The organism is Streptomyces sporangiiformans (assembly GCF_005768555.2).
GTDB classification, from domain to species: domain Bacteria; phylum Actinomycetota; class Actinomycetes; order Streptomycetales; family Streptomycetaceae; genus Streptomyces; species Streptomyces sporangiiformans.
Genome location: NZ_VCHX02000159.1, coordinates 1 through 19,633, shown reverse-complemented (window position 1 = coordinate 19,633; position 19,633 = coordinate 1). Strand labels below are relative to the sequence as shown.

Here is a 19,633-nt window from a genome sequence, read left to right as displayed (position 1 = left end):
CGGTCAGCCTCCTTGGACGGCGGTGAGGACTTCGACGCGGTCTCCCTCACTGAGGGACGTGCCAGGCCACTGCGCGCGCGGGACGACGGTTTCGTTGAGGGCGGCGGCGACGCCCGAGGGGGCCGTGGTGAGACCGGCGACGAGCGTGTCGAGGGCGGTGTCCGCGGCGATCTCCTGCCGCTCACCGTTGACGAAGATGTTCATGCGGGCTGCTCCGTGAGGGCGGCGCTGAAGCGCTTGGGAGTGAAGGCGACGGCCTCGTCCGGGAGTTCACCGGTGGTCAGGACGTGCGCCATGGCGTCGCCCGTGACGGGTGTGAGCAGCACTCCGTTGCGAAAATGGCCGGTGGCCAGCAGCAGGCCGTCCAGCTCCGTCGGACCGAGCATGGGCGCGTTGTCGGGGGAGCCCGGCCGCAGGCCCGCCCGGGTCTCGGTGAGCGGCAGTTCTGTGATCCCGGGGACCAGCTCGTGGGCGTCACGCAGCAGTTCGTACACGCCGCCCGCGGTCACCGTCGTGTCCCAGCCCAGTTCCTCACTCGTCGCGCCGATGACCAGTTCGCCGCTCTCGCGCGGCACCAGGTACACATGGCTGCCCCGGACGACGGCGCGCACGGTCCGGCTCAGGAACGGCGCGTGCCGCTTCGTCACGGTCAGCCGCAGCACCTGGCCCTTCACCGGTCGTACCGGCGGCAGCACGTCGTCCGGTACGCCCGCGAGCTGCCCGCTGAGGCTGCCCGCCGCGAGGACGACCTGGCCCGCGGCCAAATCCGTGCCGTCGGTGGTGACGATCCCCGTCGCCCGGCCCCTTGCCACGCTGAGCCGCCCGGCCCAGCCCCGGTGGAAGACCACTCCGGCCCGCTCGCACGCCACGACCAGCGCCATGGCGAGCCGCCGCGGATCGACCTGGTGGTCGCCGTCGACCCTGAGCCCCCCGCGCACGCCCGGCGCGAGCATCGGCTCCAGGCGCCGGCATTCGCGCCCGTTCAGCCACTCCGATTCCAGGCCCGACTGGCGTTGCAGGGCGTGCAGTTCACGCAGATGGGCGCGGTCGTCGGCGTCGAGCGCCACGGCGAGCGTGCCGCACTGGCGGTAGCCGAGGTCGTGGCCCGTCGCCTCGGTCAGCTCGGCGGCGAACTCCGGATAGCGGCGGGCGGATGCCAGGTTGAGGCCGAGCAGGGTCTGCTCGCCGTAGTGGAGTTCGGTGACGGCGGCCAGCATCCCGGCCGCCACCTGGGCCGCTCCGCCGCCCGGTTCGGGGTCCACGAGCGTGGTGGCGAACCCGCGTTGCGCGGCCCGCCAGGCCGTCACCAGACCGATGATTCCGCCCCCGATGACCAGGACGTCTGATGTGCCTGACGGTGTGTGCGATGCGTGCGGTGTGTGCGATGCGTTGGACATACGCGACATGGGCGTCCAGCCCCTCCCTTCGCCGGCATGACCCGGATCAGGTTCGTACGGTCGGAGGCCGTCCCAGCCTCCCTCTCAGCCCGGTGCGTCCGGACTCCCGCGAGTGCTCTAGGTTGGCCACCCTAGCTCTTGGTCCAGCGCCTCAGTAAGGGAGCCGTTTGTCATGGCCCGGTCTCTCGACGGCCTCGTACTCGCCCCGGTCGCGGACCAGGCCCCAGGTCAGGTGGGTACCCGGACCCGCTTCACGTACCACGAGAAGGACGGCGAGATCTGGGCCGACTACGCGGGCGGCGACGTCGTACGCGGCCACCTCGTGGGTACCCGTCGGGGCGACCGCCTCGACTTTCGCTATGTGCAGCTCAAGCGGGACGGCACGACCTCCTCGGGGCACTGTGTGTCCCAGGTCGTCGAGTCGGCCGACGGGCGCGTGCGCCTGGAGGAGACGTGGGAGTGGGAGTCGCAGGCGGGCAGCGGGACGAGTGTGGTCGAACAGATCGAACGGGACGCCGACGGTGACTGAAGGCTGTGCAACACGTCACTGATCGCGCCCGCTGACTGACAAAGCGTCAGCTGTCTATGGTGATCAGGTGAGCGAGCAGACACGGGAACAGGGTCGGACGGCACGGCGGAGCGTCGTGATCGTCGGCGCGGGCATGGCCGGGGTGCAGACCGCGGTCGCCCTGCGGGAACGGGGTTTCGCCGGCACCGTGACCCTGATCGGCGCGGAGCCGCATCAGCCGTACGACCGGCCGCCGCTCTCCAAGGCCGTCCTGCTCGGCAAGGCCGAGGGCTCCGCCTTCGACGTCGACTTCGAGGCGCTGGGCGTCGAGCTGCGGCTGGGGCTGGAGGTGACCGGCCTGCGACCGCGCGACCACGAGCTCGACACAGCCACCGGGCCCGTTCCCTACGAAATCCTGGTCCTCGCCACCGGCGCCGAACCGATGCGGCTGCCGGGTGCTGAGGGCATCCCCGGTGTCCACCTGCTGCGCACGCTGGACGACGCCGAGCGGCTGCGGCCCGTACTGGCCCGCCAGCACGACATCGTCGTCGTGGGCGCGGGCTGGATCGGCGCCGAGTTCGCCACGGCGGCCCGTGAGGCCGGGTGCGCGGTGACCGTCGTCGAGGCCGCCGACCGGCCGCTCGCCGGCGCGCTTCCCGCCGAGGTGGCCGCCCCCATGGCCGCCTGGTACGCGGACAGCGGCGCCTCGTTGCGCACTCACGCGCGCGTGGAGCGCATCGAGCCCGGCGTGGTGGTGCTGGACGACGGCTCGCGGCTGCCCGCGGGTGCCGTCGTCGTCGGCATCGGGGCGCGGCCCGCCACGGCCTGGCTGACCGGGTCGGGGATCGAGCTCGGCGCCCATCGCGAGGTGGTCGCGGACCACCACCTGCGCACGTCCGTCCCGGACGTGTACGCGGTCGGCGACTGCGCCTCCTTCCCTTCGGGAAGGTACGGCGAGCGCCTTCTGGTCCACCACTGGGACAACGCCCTCCAGGGCCCCCGCACGGTAGCGGCGAACATCATCGGCGAGACACCCGCGGTGTACGACCCCGTCCCGTACTTCTGGTCCGAGCAGTTCGGCCGCTTCGTGCAGTACGCGGGCCACCACGCGCGCGCGGAAGCCATGGTCTGGCGCGGCGACCCGACGGGGCCGGCCTGGTCGGTGTGCTGGCTCACGGAGAACCGACTGGTCGCCGTCCTCGCGGTGGGCCGGCCGCGGGATCTGGCGCAGGGACGCAAGCTGATCGAGGCGGGCGTCCCGATGAACCCGGATCTGCTGTCCGACGCCTCGCGGCCCCTGAAAGCGGCGGTGGCGTAACCCCCGGCGTCCGGCGAACGGCCCAGGCAGGACGGGTTCGACTTCCGAGTGTCAGTCCGGGATGGCACGCTTGTCCCGTGACCGAGATTGACGCAAAGATCGAAGCTCTCGTCCCCGCCTGGCTCACCCTCCCCGACATCGCCGAACGGCTCGGCGTCGAGGTGACCCGCGTACGGCAGCTGGTCAAGGAGGGCCAGCTCATCGCCGTGCGCCGTGGTGAGAACCGCGCGCTGCACGTCCCCGCCGCCTTCATCGACGGGGACAAGGTCGTCAAGGGCTTGTCCGGCACCCTGACGCTCCTCAAGGACGACGGTTTCACCGACGAAGAGATGCTGGAATGGCTCTTCACCCCCGACCCGACCCTGCCCGGCACCCCCGCGCAGGCTCTGAGCGAGAATCGCGGCACGGAGGTGAAGCGCCGCGCCCAGGCGCTCGCCGTCTGACCTGAACACACCGTCCGGCGTACGGGCCGTGCCCGGTGCGGGAGGGCCCGTACGCCATCGACAACGGGGGATTCCGCATGCCCGAAACCACCCGGCGCGCGCAGCTTGCCGACGCCCTGGTCTACCTCTGCACGGATGCCCGGGGGCGCCAGGGCGACCTCGCGGAGTTCCTCGACGCGGTCCTCGCGGGTGGTGTCGACATCGTGCAGTTGCGCGACAAGGGCATGGAGGCGGCCGAGGAGCTGGAGCACCTGCGGGTCTTCGCCGAGGCGTGCGCGCGACACGGCAAACTGCTCGCCGTGAACGACCGCGCGGACGTCGCGCACGCCGTCGGCGCCGACGTGCTGCATCTGGGCCAGGGCGACCTCCCCGTCCCCGCGGCCCGCGCGATCCTCGGCGACGAGATCCTGATCGGACGCTCCACGCACGCCGAGCCGGAAGCGGCCGCCGCCGCTGTTCAGGACGGCGTGGACTACTTCTGCACGGGCCCCTGCTGGCCGACGCCCACCAAGCCGGGCCGCCACGCGCCGGGCCTGGATCTCGTCCGGTACACGGCCTCCCTCGGCGCCGACCGCCCCTGGTTCGCCATCGGCGGCATCGACCTCGGCAACCTCGACGAGGTGCTCGACGCGGGCGCCCGCCGCGTCGTCGTCGTACGGGCGATCACGGAGGCCGACGATCCGGGGGCGGCCGCGCGGGAATTCGCCAAGCGGCTGCGTTCGGTGGTCTGAGCGGGGAGCGATCGCGTCGCACGAGTCCATGACGACGGCCTCATCAGGCGGTCGCCGGCGGTTCGCTCGGGGCTCGCTCAGTCCGTGGTTGTCCGAGGAGTGGACAACAAGCCGACAAAGCAGTCATTTCTCCCCCTCTGGTTGGGACTCCGCCCGCCCCTGACTAACCTGCGGGTATGGCCCTCGGATCTGCTTCCACCAGGACTGACCGCGCACGCACCGTGCGCGACATGCTCGCGACAGGCAAGACGACGTATTCGTTCGAGTTCTGGGCTCCCAAGACGGAGAAGGGTGAGCGGAACCTGTGGAACTCACTCCGCAGGATCGAGGCCGTCGCTCCCAGCTTCGTCTCCGTGACGTACGGCGCGGGTGGTTCGACCCGCGCGGGCACGGTGAAGGCGACCGAGCAGATCGTCGCCGACACGACGCTGACCCCGGTCGCCCACCTCACCGCGGTCGACCACTCGATCGCGGAACTGCGCAACATCATCGGCCAGTACGCGGACGCGGGGATCCGGAACATGCTCGCCGTGCGCGGCGACCCGCCCGGCGACCCCATGGGCGACTGGATCCCGCATCCCCAGGGGCTGAACTACGCGGCCGACCTCGTACGGCTCATCAAGGAGGCGGGCGACTTCTGCGTCGGTGTCGCGGCCTTCCCCGAGATGCACCCGCGCTCCGAAGACTGGGACCGGGATGTCGCGCACTTCGTCGACAAGTGCCGGGCCGGCGCCGACTATGCGATCACACAGATGTTCTTCCACCCCGAGTCGTATCTGCGCCTGCGTGACCGAGTCGACGCGGCGGGCTGCGAGACCCCGGTCATCCCCGAGGTCATGCCCGTCACCAGTGTGAAGATGCTGGAGCGGCTCCCGAAGCTCAGCAACGCCTCGTTCCCGGACGCCCTGAAAGAGCGCCTCCTCACAGCCAAAGACGATCCGGCGGCTGTACGCTCCATTGGCATCGAGTTCGCCACGGAGTTCTGCGCGAGGCTGCTGGCCGAGGGAGTCCCCGGACTGCACTTCATTACACTGAACAACTCCACCGCGTCGCTGGAAATTTACGAGAATCTGGGGCTGCACCACTCACAGCAGGCCTAGACCTGCCGCATCGTCGTACGCCACACTGCGTAGCGGCCACTGGGAGAGGGGCGTACATGGGCTGGACGGTCCTCTACATCGCGTTCGGCATCGTCGCGTTGTGGCTGCTCGGCGAGGTGCTGCTGCAGTACAAGGCGCGGCTGCGCTGGCGGCTGCTGGCCTTCGCCGGCTTCCTCGGCGTGGTGATCGGTGTCCTGATTCCGTCGGTGGTGGTCATCGGCCTCGGCGCGGCCGCCTTCGCCGTCGGGCAGACGTACGTCACGCTGTCGTTCCGCAGCGGCTTCGCGTCCGGCTGGGCCGTCGCCGGCCGCCCGGGCAAGGGCCCGAGCCCCAGCAAGCGCCGCCGCGGCGAGCCGGACCGCCAGGACCCGACACTCGAGGTCTCCGACCTCCAGGCGGCGAACAGCGGCGGGTACCAGACGGAGAGCTTCGGGCAGGGCGACTCCTACGGGCACGAGGACTCCGTCTTCGGGCACCGGGCCGCGTCCGCGGCCGAGTCGACCGCCGTCTACGAGCCGCAGCCCCTGCCCGATGACACGGGCCAGTACGGCGTCTACAGCGACGCCGCCTACGCCGCGGCCACCGACCCGGCCTACGCGACCTCCGCCCAGTCCCAGGACTTCGCCGGCCAGAACTACGGATACGACGGCTACTCCGGCTACGACCAGCAGCAGTACGGCTACGACAACGGTCAGCAGCAGTACGCCGCCTACTCCGACCCGTACACCGGCGCGCCGACGTACGGCGGCGCTTCGTACGACCCCTCCTACGACGCCTCGCAGCAGCAGTACGGGCAACAGGGCTACGCCCAGGACCAGTACGCAACCGGCACCTACGGCGAGACCCCGCCCGGCGGCGTCTGGGTTCCGCAGCAGCGCACCACCGACGACCCGTACGGGGGCGAACTTCCGCCGGAGCAGCAGTATCCGTACCAGGGCAACGGCAATGGCAACGGGAACGGCAACGGCGACGGGTACGGCGACCAGTACCGGTTCTGAGAGCAGCAGTGCCGCAGTACCGGTTCTCCGCACCGGTACCGCGTTCGTCAGGGCCTCACTGTGAGCCCTGGAAGTCCGGTCCCTCCACGATCAAGCCGGCGACCAGCGCCCCCGACATGCCCGCGTGCGGCAGCCCGCCGCCGGGATGAGCCCAGCCGCCGACCGTGAACAGGCCTGTCACGCGGGTGCTGTTGGACGGGTGCAGCAGGCGTCCGCCGGCGGCGGCCAGCGCGGGGGCCGGCACCGCACCGCCGTCCGCGCCCGTCGCCCGTGCGATGTCCGCCGGGGTGCGGACCTCGTGCCACAGGAGGCGGTCACGGAGGCCCGGGACCGCCCGCTCGGCGGTGGTGAGAACCCGCTGCGCGTCCTTCTCGGTCGGCTCCAGGCCCGAGGGAACCGTGACAGCCAGCGTGACCGCTTCGTGGTCGACGTCCGGCACCAGCGCCGGATCGCCGGGGCGCAGCACCGTCACCGTGGGCGAGGCCGGCAGAGCGGTGCCCGGGGCAGCCGGGCCTGCGCGCCGCTCGCCGAACAACCCGTTCAGTTCCGCCTCGCGATCCGCCGCGTGCACCACCGTCCGGTGGGCCACCCCGCCCGGTCGCCCGCCGCGCAGCGCCAGATGCACCGTCAGCCGGCTCGGCCGACCCCGCTGCGGCGGCACCTCGGCATCGCCGCGCAGCACGGCGTGCGAGCTCAGTCGGTCCAGCACCGCGGGCGCGACTCCCGCGACCACGAAGTCCGCGTCGGCGACGGCTCCGTCGGCCAGCTCCACGCCTGCCGCGCGGCCGTCCTTCTCGACGATCCGCCCGACGGCCGTGTCGAAGTGGAACTCGACCTTCCGAGCCAGGCACCGCTCGTACACGGCCCGCGCCAACTCCCGCATCCCGCCTCGCACGTACCACGTCCCGAAGGCGTGCTCCATGTACGGCAGCACGGCCGCGGCGGGCGGAGCGACGCGCGGGTCGAGGCCGTGCGCGAGCGCGTGGCTCTCCAGGAGGACGGCGAGCCGCGGGTCGCCCAGCTCCCAGGACCCGACCTCGGCAAGCGTCGCCGCCGCCCGGGTCCGCAGCAGGCGCCGCTGCCTGACCACCGGATAGGGCTCACGCTCCGCGAGCACCTGCCAGTTGGGCCACAGGGGCTCTTCGAGCAGCGGTCGGCGCGTGCGGTCCCAGGCCTCGCGCGCCCGCACCAGGAAGTCGCCCCACCGCTCGCCCGCGCCCGCCCCGAGGGCCGCGTCCAGGGCCGAGACGACGCCCGCGCGCGAAGCGTTGGGCAGCGAGACCTGTGTGCCGTCGGCGAAGACGTGGTGCGAGGCCGGGTCCACCTGGACGAGGTCGACGCACTGCTCCAGCGGCTTCTTGCCGGTCTTGACGAACAGATCGCGGTAGACCGCGGGCACCGGCAGCAGCCCCGGGCCCGTGTCGAAGACGAAGCCGTCACGCTCGAGGACGCCCACCGCGCCGCCGTACGTCGCCGCGCGCTCGTACACCACCACCCGGTGGCCCGCGACGGCCAGCCGGGCGGAGGCCGCCAGCGCGCCCATCCCGGCGCCGATCACCGCAATCCGTGCCATGTCAGGGACTTTATCGGCCGCCACCGACAACCCGGCCGCCGCGGTCGGCGGGCCGTGCGGTCGGCGCGTGGTCAGCGCGTGGTAGGCGCGGTCGGCCGGGGGAGTGCGGCCGGGGGAGTACGGGCGCGGACGTGATCGTAACCAGTCGGCAACGGTGCGTTCTGGGGGTGAGCGCGCACGGCTGAGTACTCGTACCTAGGGAGTGAGATGAGTACGCGCGCGGATAGGTTCCGACCTGCGCGAACGAGAGAGTGGAGACACGGAAAGGGGCGCGGCTCCGGTACCGCCGACACGGGGCGGCGGAACGGATCCCGCGCCCTTGGCCGCTCCTTCCGCCGACGAGTCGGCGGGAGCGAGGCACGGGGGGACCCGGGGGAAGACCGCACGGGGGAACACGGGGGAACACGGGGGAAGTACGGGGGAACAAGAGTGGCGCCGGTCCGGCGCGGCCTCGGGGGACGCGGCCGCTTCGGATCGGCGCTCACTTGTGTCTCAGGGGCACAGGCCGCGTCTCAGCCGCATCCGCTCACGCGCCCATGAAGCAGCCGTGACAGCGCCGCGTGGACGTCGTCCAGGGTGCGCTCCGGCTGGAAGGCCTGCCAGTCCAGGGCCGCGACCAGCACCATGCCCACCAGGGCGGCCGCCGTCAGGGAGATGTCGATCTCGTCGCTCAGCTCGCCGCTCGCGACGCCGTCGCGCAGCACTCCCTCGACCACCGCGACGGCCTCCTGCCTGACCACCATCAAAGTGGACTGCCAGGCCCGGTTCGTGCGCCACAGCTCCGCCACATACAGCTGGGTGAAGGCCGGATAGCGGTCGATGAAGACGAGCCCTGCCCGGATCATCGCGTCCAGCGCGTCGACCTTGCTGCCGCCGTCCCGGGCGGTCTTCTCGGCCGCTTCCCGAAGGGAGGCCGTGAGCAGTCCCACACCGTGCCGGAGCAGTTCTTCGAAGAGGACGGACTTGCTCGCGAAGTTGTAGTAGACCGTGCCCTTCGCGACGCCGGCACGCTCGGCGATCTCGTCCACGGTGGTGGCCGAGAAGCCCTGCTCCGCTATGAGCGTCACGGCCGCCTCGTAGAGCTTCTGCCGGGTCGTCCGTCTCCGGCTACTGCCGCTTGCCACGGCCCTGCTGCTTTCCATGGCCCTGATTGTCACAGGCTCAGCTCCAGCCGCAGCCGGTCCACACCCGCTTGCGGCGCGCGGAGGCCGCGGTGGGCGCGACGGCACCCGCCCTCGCGCCCATCCGAACCTACGATCGAAACAAAAGCCCAGGTCAGGACGGATTGTCAGTGGCATACCTCACGATGGACACATACGGCCACAGAGCCGTCACACAGACGACAGGAGGTTCGTCATGGCCAGCTACCACGCAGCCGCCGCCCGTCGGCGCCGCGCCACCGGCCCTGCCCCCTCACTGACCGGCCCGGCGAGCGACGTACACCCCGTGCTGCGCCGGGCCACGGCCCCGCCCGCCGTGCTCGACCTGCTCGCCCAGGCCCGCGCCGGACTCGACGAGGCATCCCTGCTGGAAGCGCCCAACGAGCGTTACGCGACGGCCCATCTGGCCGCCCTGCGCACCGCTGCCGCCGTCCTCGCCTCCCGGGGGCGCCCGGAGGCCACCGCGAGGCGCCGGGCCAAGATCCGGAGCGCCTGGGAAGTCCTCCCCGAGATCGCGCCCGAACTCGCGGAGTGGAGCGCGCTGTTCGCGGCCGGCGCCGGCCGCCGTGCCCGCGCGGAGGCGGGCATACGGGGCGCGGTCAGCAGCCGCGACGCCGACGACCTGCTGCGCGACGTGGCGATGTTCCTGCGCCTCGTCGAGCGCATGCTGGTCCTGCAGCCCGTCCTGCCCCAGCCGCGGCAGGACGGCGACCAGGGAGCGCCGGGGGTACCGGGAGTGCCGGACGTACCGGATGCGGGCTGACAGGCCCCTGGAGGCGGAGAGTGGGGGTGGCGAGGGGTGATGCGAGGGGTGATGTCCGACCAGGGCCCCAAGGCCGGGTAGAGGGCTGCCGTCCGCCGCGCGAGACGGCGGACCGGGCGCGGGGCCGGAGGCAATAGGGTTGGAAGCGCCTGCACCCTCCCTGGCCGCACAGGCCGCGGGAGGTATCCCCATCGCTCCGCCCTGCATGTGGCGGTGCCGCGCCGAGGAGTCAACTGCCGTGTCGGACCCGATGCGCCCCCGCGCTTCTCTCCGTACCGCCGTGGTCTGGGAGGTCCTGAAGGACGCCCTCGACGGCCGGGTCAAGGCCACGGGCCGGGAGTCGCTCGACGTGCTCGACACGGGAGGCGGCAGCGGCAACTTCGCGGTGCCCGTCGCCCGCCTCGGCCACCGCGTGACCGTCGTCGACCCCAGTCCGAACGCGCTGTTCGCGCTGGAGCGCCGGGCCGCCGAGGCCGGTGTCGCCGACCGCGTGCAGGGTGTCCAGGGCGACGCCCACGGCCTCTTCGACGTCGTCGAGCGCGGCGGCTATGACGCGGTGCTGTGCCACGGCGTGCTGGAGTACGTGGACGACCCGGCCGAAGGCGTCGCCAACGCGGTGAGCGCGCTGCGCTCCGAGGGCGTCCTCAGTCTGCTCGCCGCCGGCCTGGGCGGCGCCGTGCTGGCGCGCGCACTGGCCGGGCACTTCACGGAGGCCCAGCAGGCCCTCGGTGACCCGGACGGCCGCTGGGGCGAGGGTGATCCCGTGCCGCGGCGCTTCACCACCGAGCAGCTCACCGCCCTCGTCGAGGGCGCCGGGCTGCGCGTGGGCGCCGTCCACGGCGTGCGGATCTTCGCGGACCTGGTCCCCGGAGTCCTCGTGGACACCGAGCCGGGAGCGCTGGACGCCCTGCTCAAGCTGGAGGCCGCGGCGGCCGAGCTCGCCGCCTTCCACTCCGTGGCGACCCAGATCCATGTGCTCGGTGAGACCGGAGAAGCCTCCGGGGCCTGAGCCGTCTCGCGCGAGAGGGAGCCCAGGGGTGCGATGGAGTACGCCACAGGCCCCCCGATCGTGGGCTCGGAGCCGTATGATCGAGGGAGACCGTCCGGCATGCCAGGCCGGTCGCTGGGGAATGCAAGCTTCAGTGAACCGGGGTGCCATGGCGGGTTCCGGTCGGCGAATTGGCGTAGAGGGGCGGGTTTCACGGGGGCGATTCCCTGCCTATCCTGAAGGGGACCCCCGGTCGCCCCGGCGACTGCACGATGAGGAGGACTCCGTGCCGCTCTCGGAGCACGAGCAGCGAATGCTCGAGCAGATGGAGCGAGCGCTGTACGCCGAAGATCCCAAGTTCGCGACAGCGCTTGAGGGAAGCGGGCTGCGTACGTATACCCGGCGACGGGTCTACCAGGCGGTCGCCGGCTTTCTCGTAGGTATCGCGCTCCTCATGGCCGGAATGGTCGCACAGCAGATCTGGGTCAGCGTGGTGGGATTCCTCGTCATGCTGGGCTGCGCGGTGCTCGCCGTCACCGGTTGGCGCAAAGCCCCCAAGCCGGGTGAGCAATCCGCCACGGCGGGTGCGCCGGGCGCTCCGCCCGCCCGCCGTCAGGGCCGGCAGCGGCGCTCCATGATGGACCGCATCGAAGAGCGCTGGCAGCGGCGCCGCGACGAACAAGGCCATTAGCCCTCCGGGCGGAGAGCCCGAGAGCCGACACAGCGCGTAAGGGGTGACCACCTGCGGGTGGCCACCCCTTCGGCATGCCGACAAGACAATGACCGTCCGGATCGCATCGCGCTGAAACGAACAACGAACGAGGGCGCCCACCCGAGACCGGGTGGGCGCCCTTCAGTTCACGGGGCAGTCCTCGACTGCCCCCTTCGACCGTCCCTCTCAGCCGCCGCTCTGCTCCGACGGCCGCCGCGTCAGCGTCGTCCAGCGGGCCGAAGCCCTGGCTTTGAGCAATGCCCAGCTCTCGGCGACCGACCACGCCACCCGCACAGCCGAACGAGGTGCGAGGAGTGCCCGGAGGCGGGTGCCGCGGCTGACGGTGGCGCGCAGACCCTCGGTCATACGGCGGACGTCGTCGGCCAGACCCGCTGTCGCCCGCGGCTGCGGCGCGTACAGGACCTGTTCCACGGCGTCCGCGACCCGGTGGACGGAGGCCGCCGCCGCCGGATCCAGATGCCCGATCCGGACGATGCGGGCCGCCGCCTTGCGAGGTGTCTGGGACTCGTCCGGCGCGATACCGAAGTCCCACGCCGTATCGGTCACCTCATGCCACACCGCCAGCGTGTGCGCCGCCGCGTCCGCCTCGGTACGCCCGTGGGCGCCGAGCCGCATGGACCGTACTCGTATCCGCCACAGCATCGGCAGCAGGGGCACCGCGAGTACGGCGAGCCCCGCGAAGACCAGTCCCAGGATCAGGGACCACGGCGGGCCGTCGTTCGTCACGCCGAACGCGGCCTCCGGAGACTCACTCGCGCAGGACTGGTCCAGCCTCTTCTGCGCCGCCGAGCAGCTCTCGCTGGTCGAGGGAGCGGCGGAGGGAGCCGTCGACGCGGACTCGGAAGGCCTGTTCGGGGCGGGGACGCTGGTGCCCGGCGTGTTCGTCCGGGTGTACTCCGGAACCGTGCCCCGGTTGGGCGTCGGCTCGAAGCGGGTCCAGCCCACGCCCTCGAAGTACAGCTCCGGCCAGGCGTGCGCGTCCCGCAGCCCCACCGTCATCGTGCCGTCCGCCTGGGGCGAGCCGGGCGTGAAGCCGACCGCGACACGGGCCGGTATGCCCAGCGTGCGGGCCATCGAGGCCATCGCGAAGGAGAAGTGGACGCAGAAGCCCTCCTTGTCCCTCAGGAAGCGCGCTATCGCCTGGGAGCCGCTGCCGACCTGCACCTCGGTGTCGTATGTGAAGCCGCCTTCCAGGGCGAACCAGTCCTGGAGCTTCACCGCGCGCTCGTAGTTGTTGGTCGAGCCCGCCGTGATCCGCTGGGCCGTGTCCGCCACGACCGGGGGCAGCGAATCCGGCACCTTGGTGAACTCGCGCCGCAGCGCCGGTGGCGCCGCCGGCGCGTCGGCGAGCTGCTCCGCGGTCGGCTGCACGATCAGGCTGTTGACGGTGTACTCCAGCCCGCGCGTGGTCTGGCCGTGGTCGCCGACGAGCGTGCGCCCCACGGGCTCGAACCGCCACTTGCCGCTGATGTCCACCTTGCCGGCGGGGTAGGGCATGGGCAGCCAGTCCTGCGCGTACCAGTTCGCCGCGGAGAGCTTCGTCTGAATCTCCGTACGCCGGACCTCGCCCCCGAGGCCGGGTGGCGTCGGGAAGCTGTCGGGTACGGCCGTGATGTTGCGCTTGGCGGGTTTCCATGCCGTGCCGTCGAACTCGTCGAGCGAGACGATCCGCAGGTAAAGGTCCTGCGTCTCCTCGGAGTTGGTGCGATAGGACATGACCTCGCGGTCCTCGTCCACGTTCAGGCTGTCGCGGAGCGAGACCAGCGGGTTGACCGCGGAGATCGTGCCACCGCCTCCGGAGCCCGAACCGACGCCCGTCCCCGTGCCGTCCAGCAGACCGCCGTCGAGGGCGGGCAGGCCGAGCGGCACCACCAGGGCGATGCCTAGCGCGACGGCGCCGATGCGCCGCCCCGTGCGGATCGGCGCGACCGCACCTCCCGAGGTGTCGGGGGACGGCGCGCGGGGCGCGCCGCCGAAGACCCGGCCCCACTGCGAGAGCCGGTCCCTGCCCTCGGCCAGCAGCAGCATCAGGTAACCGATGGCGGCCAGCAGGAACCACGGCCATCCGTCGCCGTCCGAGAGCCCCGCGGCGACCGAGTACAGCGCGAGCAGCGGCAGTCCGGCCGGGGCCGCGCTGCGCATGGTCACCGCGAGCGCGTCCACCGCGAGCCCGATCACCAGGACACCGCCGACCGTCATCATCCTGATGCCGTCCGACAGCGGCGCCGGAATCGAGTACCGCCCGACGTCGTCCGCGCCCGCCTGCAACAGCACCCCGAAGTGCTGGAACACTTCCGGGCCGGGGATGATCCCGAAGACGGCGTGCTCACGGGCGAACGTCAGCGTCAGCAGCATCAGGGACACCAGTGCCTGCACCGCGATCGTGAGCGGCCGGGCCAGTGGCACCCGCCGGGCAGCCGCGCCCACGCCGGTCTGCACCGCGAGCAGGAACGCCGCCTGCAGGAGCCAGGTTGCGGGATCGACCAGCGGCAGCAGCGCGCACGCCGCCATCAGCGTCGCCGCCGCGGCGCACAGCGCCAGTCGTGCGCCCCCGCTCATGAGCCACCGCCTCCTGCCGTACTTCCCGTCGGCGCGACCTGAGTGCGCTGCCGGTCCGCTTCCCGCCACAGGTCGGTCAGGCCCGTGCCCGGCGGGACGGTCACGGCGGTCCAGCCCGCCTCACGCAGCATCCGAAGCCGCTCCTCGCTCTCTTCGGTGGCGGCCGCTCCGCGCACCCACGCGTCACTGTCCAGCAGAAAGGCGACCGCCCCGCCGCTGCGCTGCCGCATCTTGGCGAGCACCGTCGCCTGCTCCTCGTCGAGGTCGCCGAGGAAAGCCACCAAAAGCCCCTCGTTCCCCCCGCGCAGCACGTCGTACGCCGGTGACAGGCCCGTGCCGTCGGAGTGGTCGATCACCGCGAGGGTGTCCATCATCAGCCCCGCCGCGTCCGCCGACTCCTGGCTGGCGCCCGCGAACCCGTCGGCCCCCTCGCCGGGCACTGAATTGCCGGTGTCCGTCAACAGCCGTACCGAAAAGCCCCGCTCGAGCATGTGCACCAGGGCCGATGCCGCACCCGACACGGCCCATTCGAAGGCCGAGTCCGGACCCGCGCCCTCGAAGGCGATGCCCCGGGTGTCCAGGAGCACCGTGCAGCGGGCCCGCTGCGGCTGCTCCTCTCGGCGCACCATCAGCTCGCCGTAGCGCGCGGTCGAGCGCCAGTGGACCCGGCGCAGATCGTCGCCGTAGCGATACCCGCGCGGGATCACGTCGTCCTCGCCGGCCAGAGCCAGCGAACGCTGCCGCCCCTCGCCGTACCCCTTGGCCTCGCCGGTCAGTCGCACCGGTGGCAGCGCCTCCACGCGCGGGATGACCGTCAGGGTGTCGTACGTCGAGAAGGAACGCGTCAGCTCGCACATCCCGAAGGGATCGCTGAGCCGCAGTTGCAGGGGACCGAGTGGATAACGGCCGCGCAGGTCCGAGCGCACGCGGTACGACACCTCGCGCCGGCCGCCCGCCTCCACCCGGTCCAGTACGAAGCGGGGGCGCGGCCCCAGCACGTACGGCACCCGGTCCTGCAGCATCAGCAGTCCGGTGGGCAGCCGCGAGACGTTGTCCATGCGCAGATGCACCCGGGCCTCCGAGCCCGCGGGCACGCGCGCGGGGGAGAGCCGACGGCTGCCCGCCACCCTGTAGCGCGTGCGGTACAGCACGGTCGCGCAGACCAGCGGCAGCACGGCCAGCAGCAGCCCGACCCGGAGCAGATCGCTCTGCCCCAGGACGTACGCGCACACCGCGGCCGCCACCCCTGCGGCCAGGAAGGAGCGCCCGCGCGTGGTGAGCCCGGCGAGTGCCGTGCGCAGCCCGCCCTTGTCCTCCTCGGCCTGCGCCGCCGGCATCCCCCCGGTGGTCATCACAGCCTCCGGGGCGGCTGCTGGCCGAAGTCGGGAGCACCTCGGCCCACCGTGAGGCCACTCTGGGACGGGGGCGCCGCGGGGACGGCCGTGCGCTGCAGGATCTCGAGGACGACCTGCTCGGACGTACGGCGGTTGAGCTGGGCCTGGGCCGTCGGCAGCAGCCGGTGGGCCAGGACCGCCACGGCGAGCGCCTGCACGTCGTCCGGCAGCGCGTAGTCCCGGCCGCTGAGGGCGGCGGACGCCTTCGCCGCACGCAGCAGATGCAGGGTCGCTCGCGGCGAGGCTCCGAGTCTGAGGTCCGGGTGGGTGCGGGTGGCGGTGACCAGGTCCACCGCGTAACGCCGCACCGGGTCGGCGACATGGACGGTGCGGACCGCGTCGATGAGCTTCACGATCTCGTGCGCGTGCGCCACCGGCTGGAGGTCGTCCAGGGGGGAGACGCCGCCGTGGACGTCCAGCATCTGCAATTCGGCCTCCGCGCTGGGATAGCCGATGGAGACGCGGGCCATGAAACGGTCGCGCTGCGCCTCCGGCAGCGGATACGTGCCCTCCATCTCGACCGGGTTCTGCGTCGCCACCACCATGAAGGGGCTGGGCAGTTCGTAGGTCTGCCCGTCGATGGTGACCTGGCGCTCCTCCATGGACTCCAGGAGCGCGGACTGCGTCTTGGGCGACGCGCGGTTGATCTCGTCGCCGATCACGATCTGCGCGAAGATCGCGCCCGGCTTGAACTCGAAGTCGCTGCGCTGCTGATCCCAGATGGACACCCCGGTGATGTCCGAGGGCAGCAGGTCGGGCGTGAACTGAATACGCCGCACCGAGCAGTCGATGGACCGCGCCAGTGCCTTGGCCAGCATGGTCTTGCCGACGCCGGGCACATCCTCGATCAGAAGATGCCCCTCGGCGAGCAGTACGGTCAGCGAAAGCCGTACGACCTCAGGCTTGCCCTCGATCACTTCCTCCACCGAACTGCGGATACGCTCCACAGTGGTGGTCAGATCAGTAAGGCTCGCTCGATCGTCATAGGTCGTCACCCGGCCCTCCTCGGCCCGTTCTTTCTCGGGCCGACGCTCTGCGATGCGGACCGGCCCAACTCGAAACACGGACACCACGCGCGAAAAGTTCCGCGTGACGCCACACCCGCATTCTTGTTGCCGTTACCGGTTCGTGTCACTCGCCTGTGGACAACTGGCTGTGATATGTCGGGTCTTACGCCCTTTGGGTGGGGTCTATCTCACGCAGTAGACCCGTTTTCACGTCGAACACAAAGCCGCGTACGTCGTCGGTGTGCAGAAGGAACGGAGAGGTGCGCACTCGCTGCATGGACTGCCGCACGTCCTGTTCGACGTCCCGGAAGGCCTCGACCGCCCAGGCGGGGCGCTGGCCGACCTCCATCTCCAGGTCGTGGCGGAAGTCCTCGGTGAGGGACTCCAGGCCGCAGCCGGTGTGGTGGATGAGCACGACGCTGCGGGTGCCGAGCGCCCGCTGGCTGATGGTCAGGGAGCGGATCACGTCGTCGGTGACGACGCCGCCCGCGTTGCGGATCGTGTGGCAGTCGCCCAGTGCCAGGCCGAGCGCGTCGTGCAGGTCGAGACGGGCGTCCATACAGGCCACGACGGCGACCCGCAGCACGGGACGGGCGTCCATGCCGGGGTCGGAGAAGGCGGCGGCGTACCGTTCGTTGGCCTCGACGAGACGGTCGGTGACAGTGCCGCCGGCGGATATGGCGCCTTCGGGCTCTGTGGGAACGGATGCGGAGGTCGTCATATCTATGACGGTAGCCGTCACACCTGGTAGGGGCCTGCTGTGAGAGAGGACAAAGAACATCAACAAGCCTTGTTGTGAGCTAACCCACATGGGTGGTGTGGGCACCCTCGTAAGGGTGGTTCTCCCCAATGTTCGGCTTCAGCGAAGGAGGGGGCTCGCGACGCGCAGGCCGGTTGATTGACCGCGCGACACCGTGGACTAAAGTGGCGCGAAGCGGGAGGCGAGACTCTCCCCCGCTTGACTGACATCTCCTCGGAGGGCCCGGCGATGTGCCGGAATCTCCCCACGTGCGCGGCGCGTACGTACGGCTCGGCCTCCTCTCCGCTCCCCGGTCGGCTGACGCTTCCGGCGCCGGCAGGCCATCCCCTTCTCCGGGGTACCTCCCAGCGCCGGCTGGGGGAGGGCGGGGACCCGGCGGTGCGTACGCCGTGTCGGATCTGAGAGGGCCGGAATGCAAGGGCGCGATGGGGGTACCCCCGGACCGAGTCCGGAGGAGCTTCCTCATGAGGGCGGTGCCGACGGTCGGGAGGGACAGGCCCGACACGTGCCGGTGATGCTCCAGCGGTGCCTTGACCTGCTGGCCCCCGCGCTGGAGCGGCCCGGAGCGGTCGTCGTCGACTGCACCCTCGGACTCGGCGGCCACAGCGAGGCACTGCTCACCCGCTTCCCCGAGGCCCGCCTCGTCGCCCTGGACCGCGACAAGGAGGCGCTGCGCCTCAGCGGAGAGCGGCTCGCCCCCTTCGGCGACCGGGCCACCCTGGTGCACGCGGTCTACGACGAACTCCCCGACGTGCTCGACCGCCTGGAGCTCCCGCGCGTCCAGGGCGTCCTCTTCGACCTCGGCGTCTCCTCCATGCAACTCGACGAGGCCGGCCGCGGATTCGCGTACGCCCAGGACGCCCCGCTCGACATGCGCATGGACCAGACGGCCGGCATCAGCGCGGCCGAGGTGCTCAACACCTATCCGGCCGGCGAGCTCGTACGGATCCTCAGGGCGTACGGCGAGGAGAAGCAGGCCAAGCGGATCGTGTCCGCGATCGTCCGTGAGCGCGCGAAGGAGCCCTTCAGTAACAGCGCGCGCCTGGTCGAGCTGATCCGCGACTCCCTGCCGCAGGCGGCCAAGCGCACGGGAGGCAACCCCGCCAAACGCACCTTCCAGGCGCTGCGTATCGAGGTCAACGGCGAACTCACCGTCCTGGAGAGGGCGATCCCCGCGGCCGTGAAGGCGCTCGCCGTGGAGGGCCGGATCGCCGTCCTGTCGTACCACTCGCTCGAGGACCGGCTGGTCAAGCAGGTGTTCGCGGCCGGAGCCGCGAACACCGCGCCCCCCGGGCTGCCGGTCGTGCCCGAGCGCTACCAGCCCCGGCTCAAGCTGCTGACGCGCGGAGCCGAACTCCCCACAGAGGAAGAGGTCGCGGAGAACCGGCGGGCAGCGCCGGCGCGACTGCGCGGGGCACAGCGCATCAGGGAGGACGCCGAGTGAGGCACAAGAAGGGGAGGGTTGAGTGAGCAGGAAACCCGAACTGAGGGGACGGGCCGCACGGCTCGCGCAGCTCATCCCGGCCGGCTCCGGGCAGGCTGCCCGTACTCCCTTCGTCCTTCTCGTCGTGCTCCTCCTGGGCGGCGGCCTCATCGCACTGCTCATGCTGAACTCCGCCCTCAGCGCGGGCGCGTTCAAGCTCGACGACCTCCAGAAGGACAAGAAGAGCCTCACCGACGAGGAGCAGGCGCTCCAGCGGGACGTCGACGCCTACTCCGCCCCGGACGCCCTCCAGCGCCGCGCCCGCGAGCTGGGCATGGTGCCCGGGGGCGACCCGGCCTTCCTCAACCCCGACGGCACGGTGCGAGGCGTTCCCAGCGCCGCCCCCCAGCAGTCGTCGGCGCGTGTCCCCCTGGTGCGCCCGCCCGAGATGCTCACCCCCACACCCATGCCCACGTCCGCGGCCCCGGCACCGGTGGCGAGCCCGGCCGGCTCCCCGGAAGGCAAGCCCTCCGCACAGTCCCGCACCCCGTCCGAGCCGTCCGCCACCCCGTCCAAGATCCCCACCGCGCCCACGCGCCTCTCCACGACCCCCGGCAGGTGACGGAAGTGTCCGACAGGGAACCCCCGCGCCGCCGGGTGCCGCCGCCCGCCAGGCCCGTACGCCCCGCCAGGCCCGCACGCCCCGGCAGCCGGAGCCCGAGCCGAAGCCCGAGGCCGGGGCCGGGCGCCCGTCCCGCACGCCGCCCGGCCCCGCCCC

General features: G+C 71.8%; 19 protein-coding genes and 1 riboswitch. Of the genes, 11 read left to right on the top strand and 8 right to left on the bottom strand.

The genetic code is table 11. From position 1 onward, the window contains the following. Positions 1-3: 3 nt before the first annotated feature. On the bottom strand, positions 4-204 hold the full coding sequence (gene thiS / locus FGD71_RS25930; protein ID WP_119102934.1) for a sulfur carrier protein ThiS: 201 nt from the start codon (positions 202-204) through the stop codon (positions 4-6). Then, a complete protein-coding gene (gene thiO / locus FGD71_RS25925) occupies positions 201-1,397 on the bottom strand; it encodes a glycine oxidase ThiO (protein WP_119102933.1) in 1,197 nt (398 codons plus the stop codon). Before thiO ends, thiS begins: the two co-directional genes overlap by 4 nt. Before the next feature lie 6 nt (positions 1,398-1,403). Further along, positions 1,404-1,517: riboswitch (TPP riboswitch) on the bottom strand. 52 nt (positions 1,518-1,569) lie between these two features. Between thiO and FGD71_RS25920 the strand changes: the two genes are divergently transcribed. From FGD71_RS25920 to FGD71_RS25895, 6 genes are all read left to right on the top strand, one after another. Then, on the top strand, positions 1,570-1,926 hold the full coding sequence (locus tag FGD71_RS25920; RefSeq protein ID WP_119102932.1) for an avidin-fold protein: 357 nt from the start codon (positions 1,570-1,572) through the stop codon (positions 1,924-1,926). A gap of 67 nt (positions 1,927-1,993) precedes the next feature. Beyond that, entirely contained in the window at positions 1,994-3,223 is a 1,230-nt protein-coding gene (locus FGD71_RS25915) for an NAD(P)/FAD-dependent oxidoreductase (RefSeq protein WP_119102931.1), read from the top strand. Between the two features lie 77 nt (positions 3,224-3,300). After that, a complete protein-coding gene (locus FGD71_RS25910) occupies positions 3,301-3,666 on the top strand; it encodes an Rv2175c family DNA-binding protein (RefSeq protein WP_119102930.1) in 366 nt (121 codons plus the stop codon). Positions 3,667-3,743: 77 nt separating this feature from the next. Continuing rightward, on the top strand, positions 3,744-4,397 hold the full coding sequence (gene thiE / locus FGD71_RS25905; RefSeq protein WP_119102978.1) for a thiamine phosphate synthase: 654 nt from the start codon (positions 3,744-3,746) through the stop codon (positions 4,395-4,397). Between the two features lie 176 nt (positions 4,398-4,573). Beyond that, positions 4,574-5,497 (top strand): methylenetetrahydrofolate reductase [NAD(P)H], encoded by a 924-nt coding sequence (gene metF / locus FGD71_RS25900; RefSeq protein ID WP_119102929.1) that lies wholly within the window; start codon positions 4,574-4,576, stop codon positions 5,495-5,497. Between the two features lie 56 nt (positions 5,498-5,553). Beyond that, the gene (locus FGD71_RS25895; RefSeq protein ID WP_119102928.1) at positions 5,554-6,495 is read left to right on the top strand and encodes an SCO2102 family sporulation regulator; all 942 of its coding nucleotides are present in this window, start codon (positions 5,554-5,556) and stop codon (positions 6,493-6,495) included. Positions 6,496-6,550: 55 nt separating this feature from the next. Here FGD71_RS25895 and FGD71_RS25890 read toward each other — a convergent pair whose 3' ends face one another. Both FGD71_RS25890 and FGD71_RS25885 read right to left on the bottom strand, forming a co-directional pair. Further along, positions 6,551-8,068, bottom strand: coding sequence for a phytoene desaturase family protein (locus tag FGD71_RS25890; protein WP_119102927.1), 1,518 nt, complete (start codon positions 8,066-8,068; stop codon positions 6,551-6,553). A gap of 512 nt (positions 8,069-8,580) precedes the next feature. Then, positions 8,581-9,210, bottom strand: a complete 630-nt coding sequence (locus FGD71_RS25885; RefSeq protein ID WP_119102926.1) for a TetR/AcrR family transcriptional regulator — start codon at positions 9,208-9,210, stop codon at positions 8,581-8,583. Between the two features lie 214 nt (positions 9,211-9,424). Here FGD71_RS25885 and FGD71_RS25880 point away from each other — a divergent pair, with 214 nt between their 5' ends. From FGD71_RS25880 to FGD71_RS25870, 3 genes are all read left to right on the top strand, one after another. After that, entirely contained in the window at positions 9,425-9,991 is a 567-nt protein-coding gene (locus FGD71_RS25880) for an SAV_6107 family HEPN domain-containing protein (protein ID WP_119102925.1), read from the top strand. A 238-nt stretch (positions 9,992-10,229) separates the two neighbouring features. Then, positions 10,230-11,000 (top strand): methyltransferase, encoded by a 771-nt coding sequence (locus FGD71_RS25875; RefSeq protein ID WP_119102924.1) that lies wholly within the window; start codon positions 10,230-10,232, stop codon positions 10,998-11,000. 265 nt (positions 11,001-11,265) lie between these two features. Continuing rightward, complete coding sequence (locus FGD71_RS25870) at positions 11,266-11,670, top strand: DUF3040 domain-containing protein (RefSeq protein WP_119102923.1); 405 nt, start codon at positions 11,266-11,268, stop codon at positions 11,668-11,670. 207 nt (positions 11,671-11,877) lie between these two features. On the opposite strand, the gene FGD71_RS25865 is transcribed toward FGD71_RS25870, so the two are convergent. The 4 genes from FGD71_RS25865 to FGD71_RS25850 form a co-directional block, all read right to left on the bottom strand. After that, positions 11,878-14,271: a transglutaminase TgpA family protein gene (locus FGD71_RS25865; RefSeq protein ID WP_119102922.1), complete on the bottom strand. Its 2,394-nt coding sequence runs from the start codon at positions 14,269-14,271 to the stop codon at positions 11,878-11,880. After that, positions 14,268-15,623 carry a DUF58 domain-containing protein gene (locus tag FGD71_RS25860; protein WP_119102921.1) on the bottom strand — a complete coding sequence of 452 codons (1,356 nt, stop codon included), beginning with the start codon at positions 15,621-15,623 and terminating at the stop codon, positions 14,268-14,270. The genes FGD71_RS25865 and FGD71_RS25860 overlap by 4 nt, the downstream gene beginning before the upstream one ends. Continuing rightward, positions 15,623-16,660 carry an AAA family ATPase gene (locus FGD71_RS25855; RefSeq protein WP_119102920.1) on the bottom strand — a complete coding sequence of 346 codons (1,038 nt, stop codon included), beginning with the start codon at positions 16,658-16,660 and terminating at the stop codon, positions 15,623-15,625. The genes FGD71_RS25860 and FGD71_RS25855 overlap by 1 nt, the downstream gene beginning before the upstream one ends. A 175-nt stretch (positions 16,661-16,835) precedes the next feature. Then, positions 16,836-17,393: a beta-class carbonic anhydrase gene (locus FGD71_RS25850; RefSeq protein WP_119102919.1), complete on the bottom strand. Its 558-nt coding sequence runs from the start codon at positions 17,391-17,393 to the stop codon at positions 16,836-16,838. 544 nt (positions 17,394-17,937) lie between these two features. Between FGD71_RS25850 and rsmH the strand changes: the two genes are divergently transcribed. Further along, entirely contained in the window at positions 17,938-18,876 is a 939-nt protein-coding gene (gene rsmH / locus FGD71_RS25845; protein ID WP_276147157.1) for a 16S rRNA (cytosine(1402)-N(4))-methyltransferase RsmH, read from the top strand. A 22-nt stretch (positions 18,877-18,898) separates the two neighbouring features. Beyond that, complete coding sequence (gene ftsL / locus FGD71_RS25840) at positions 18,899-19,477, top strand: cell division protein FtsL (RefSeq protein WP_119102918.1); 579 nt, start codon at positions 18,899-18,901, stop codon at positions 19,475-19,477. The last annotated feature ends 156 nt before the right edge of the window (positions 19,478-19,633 follow it).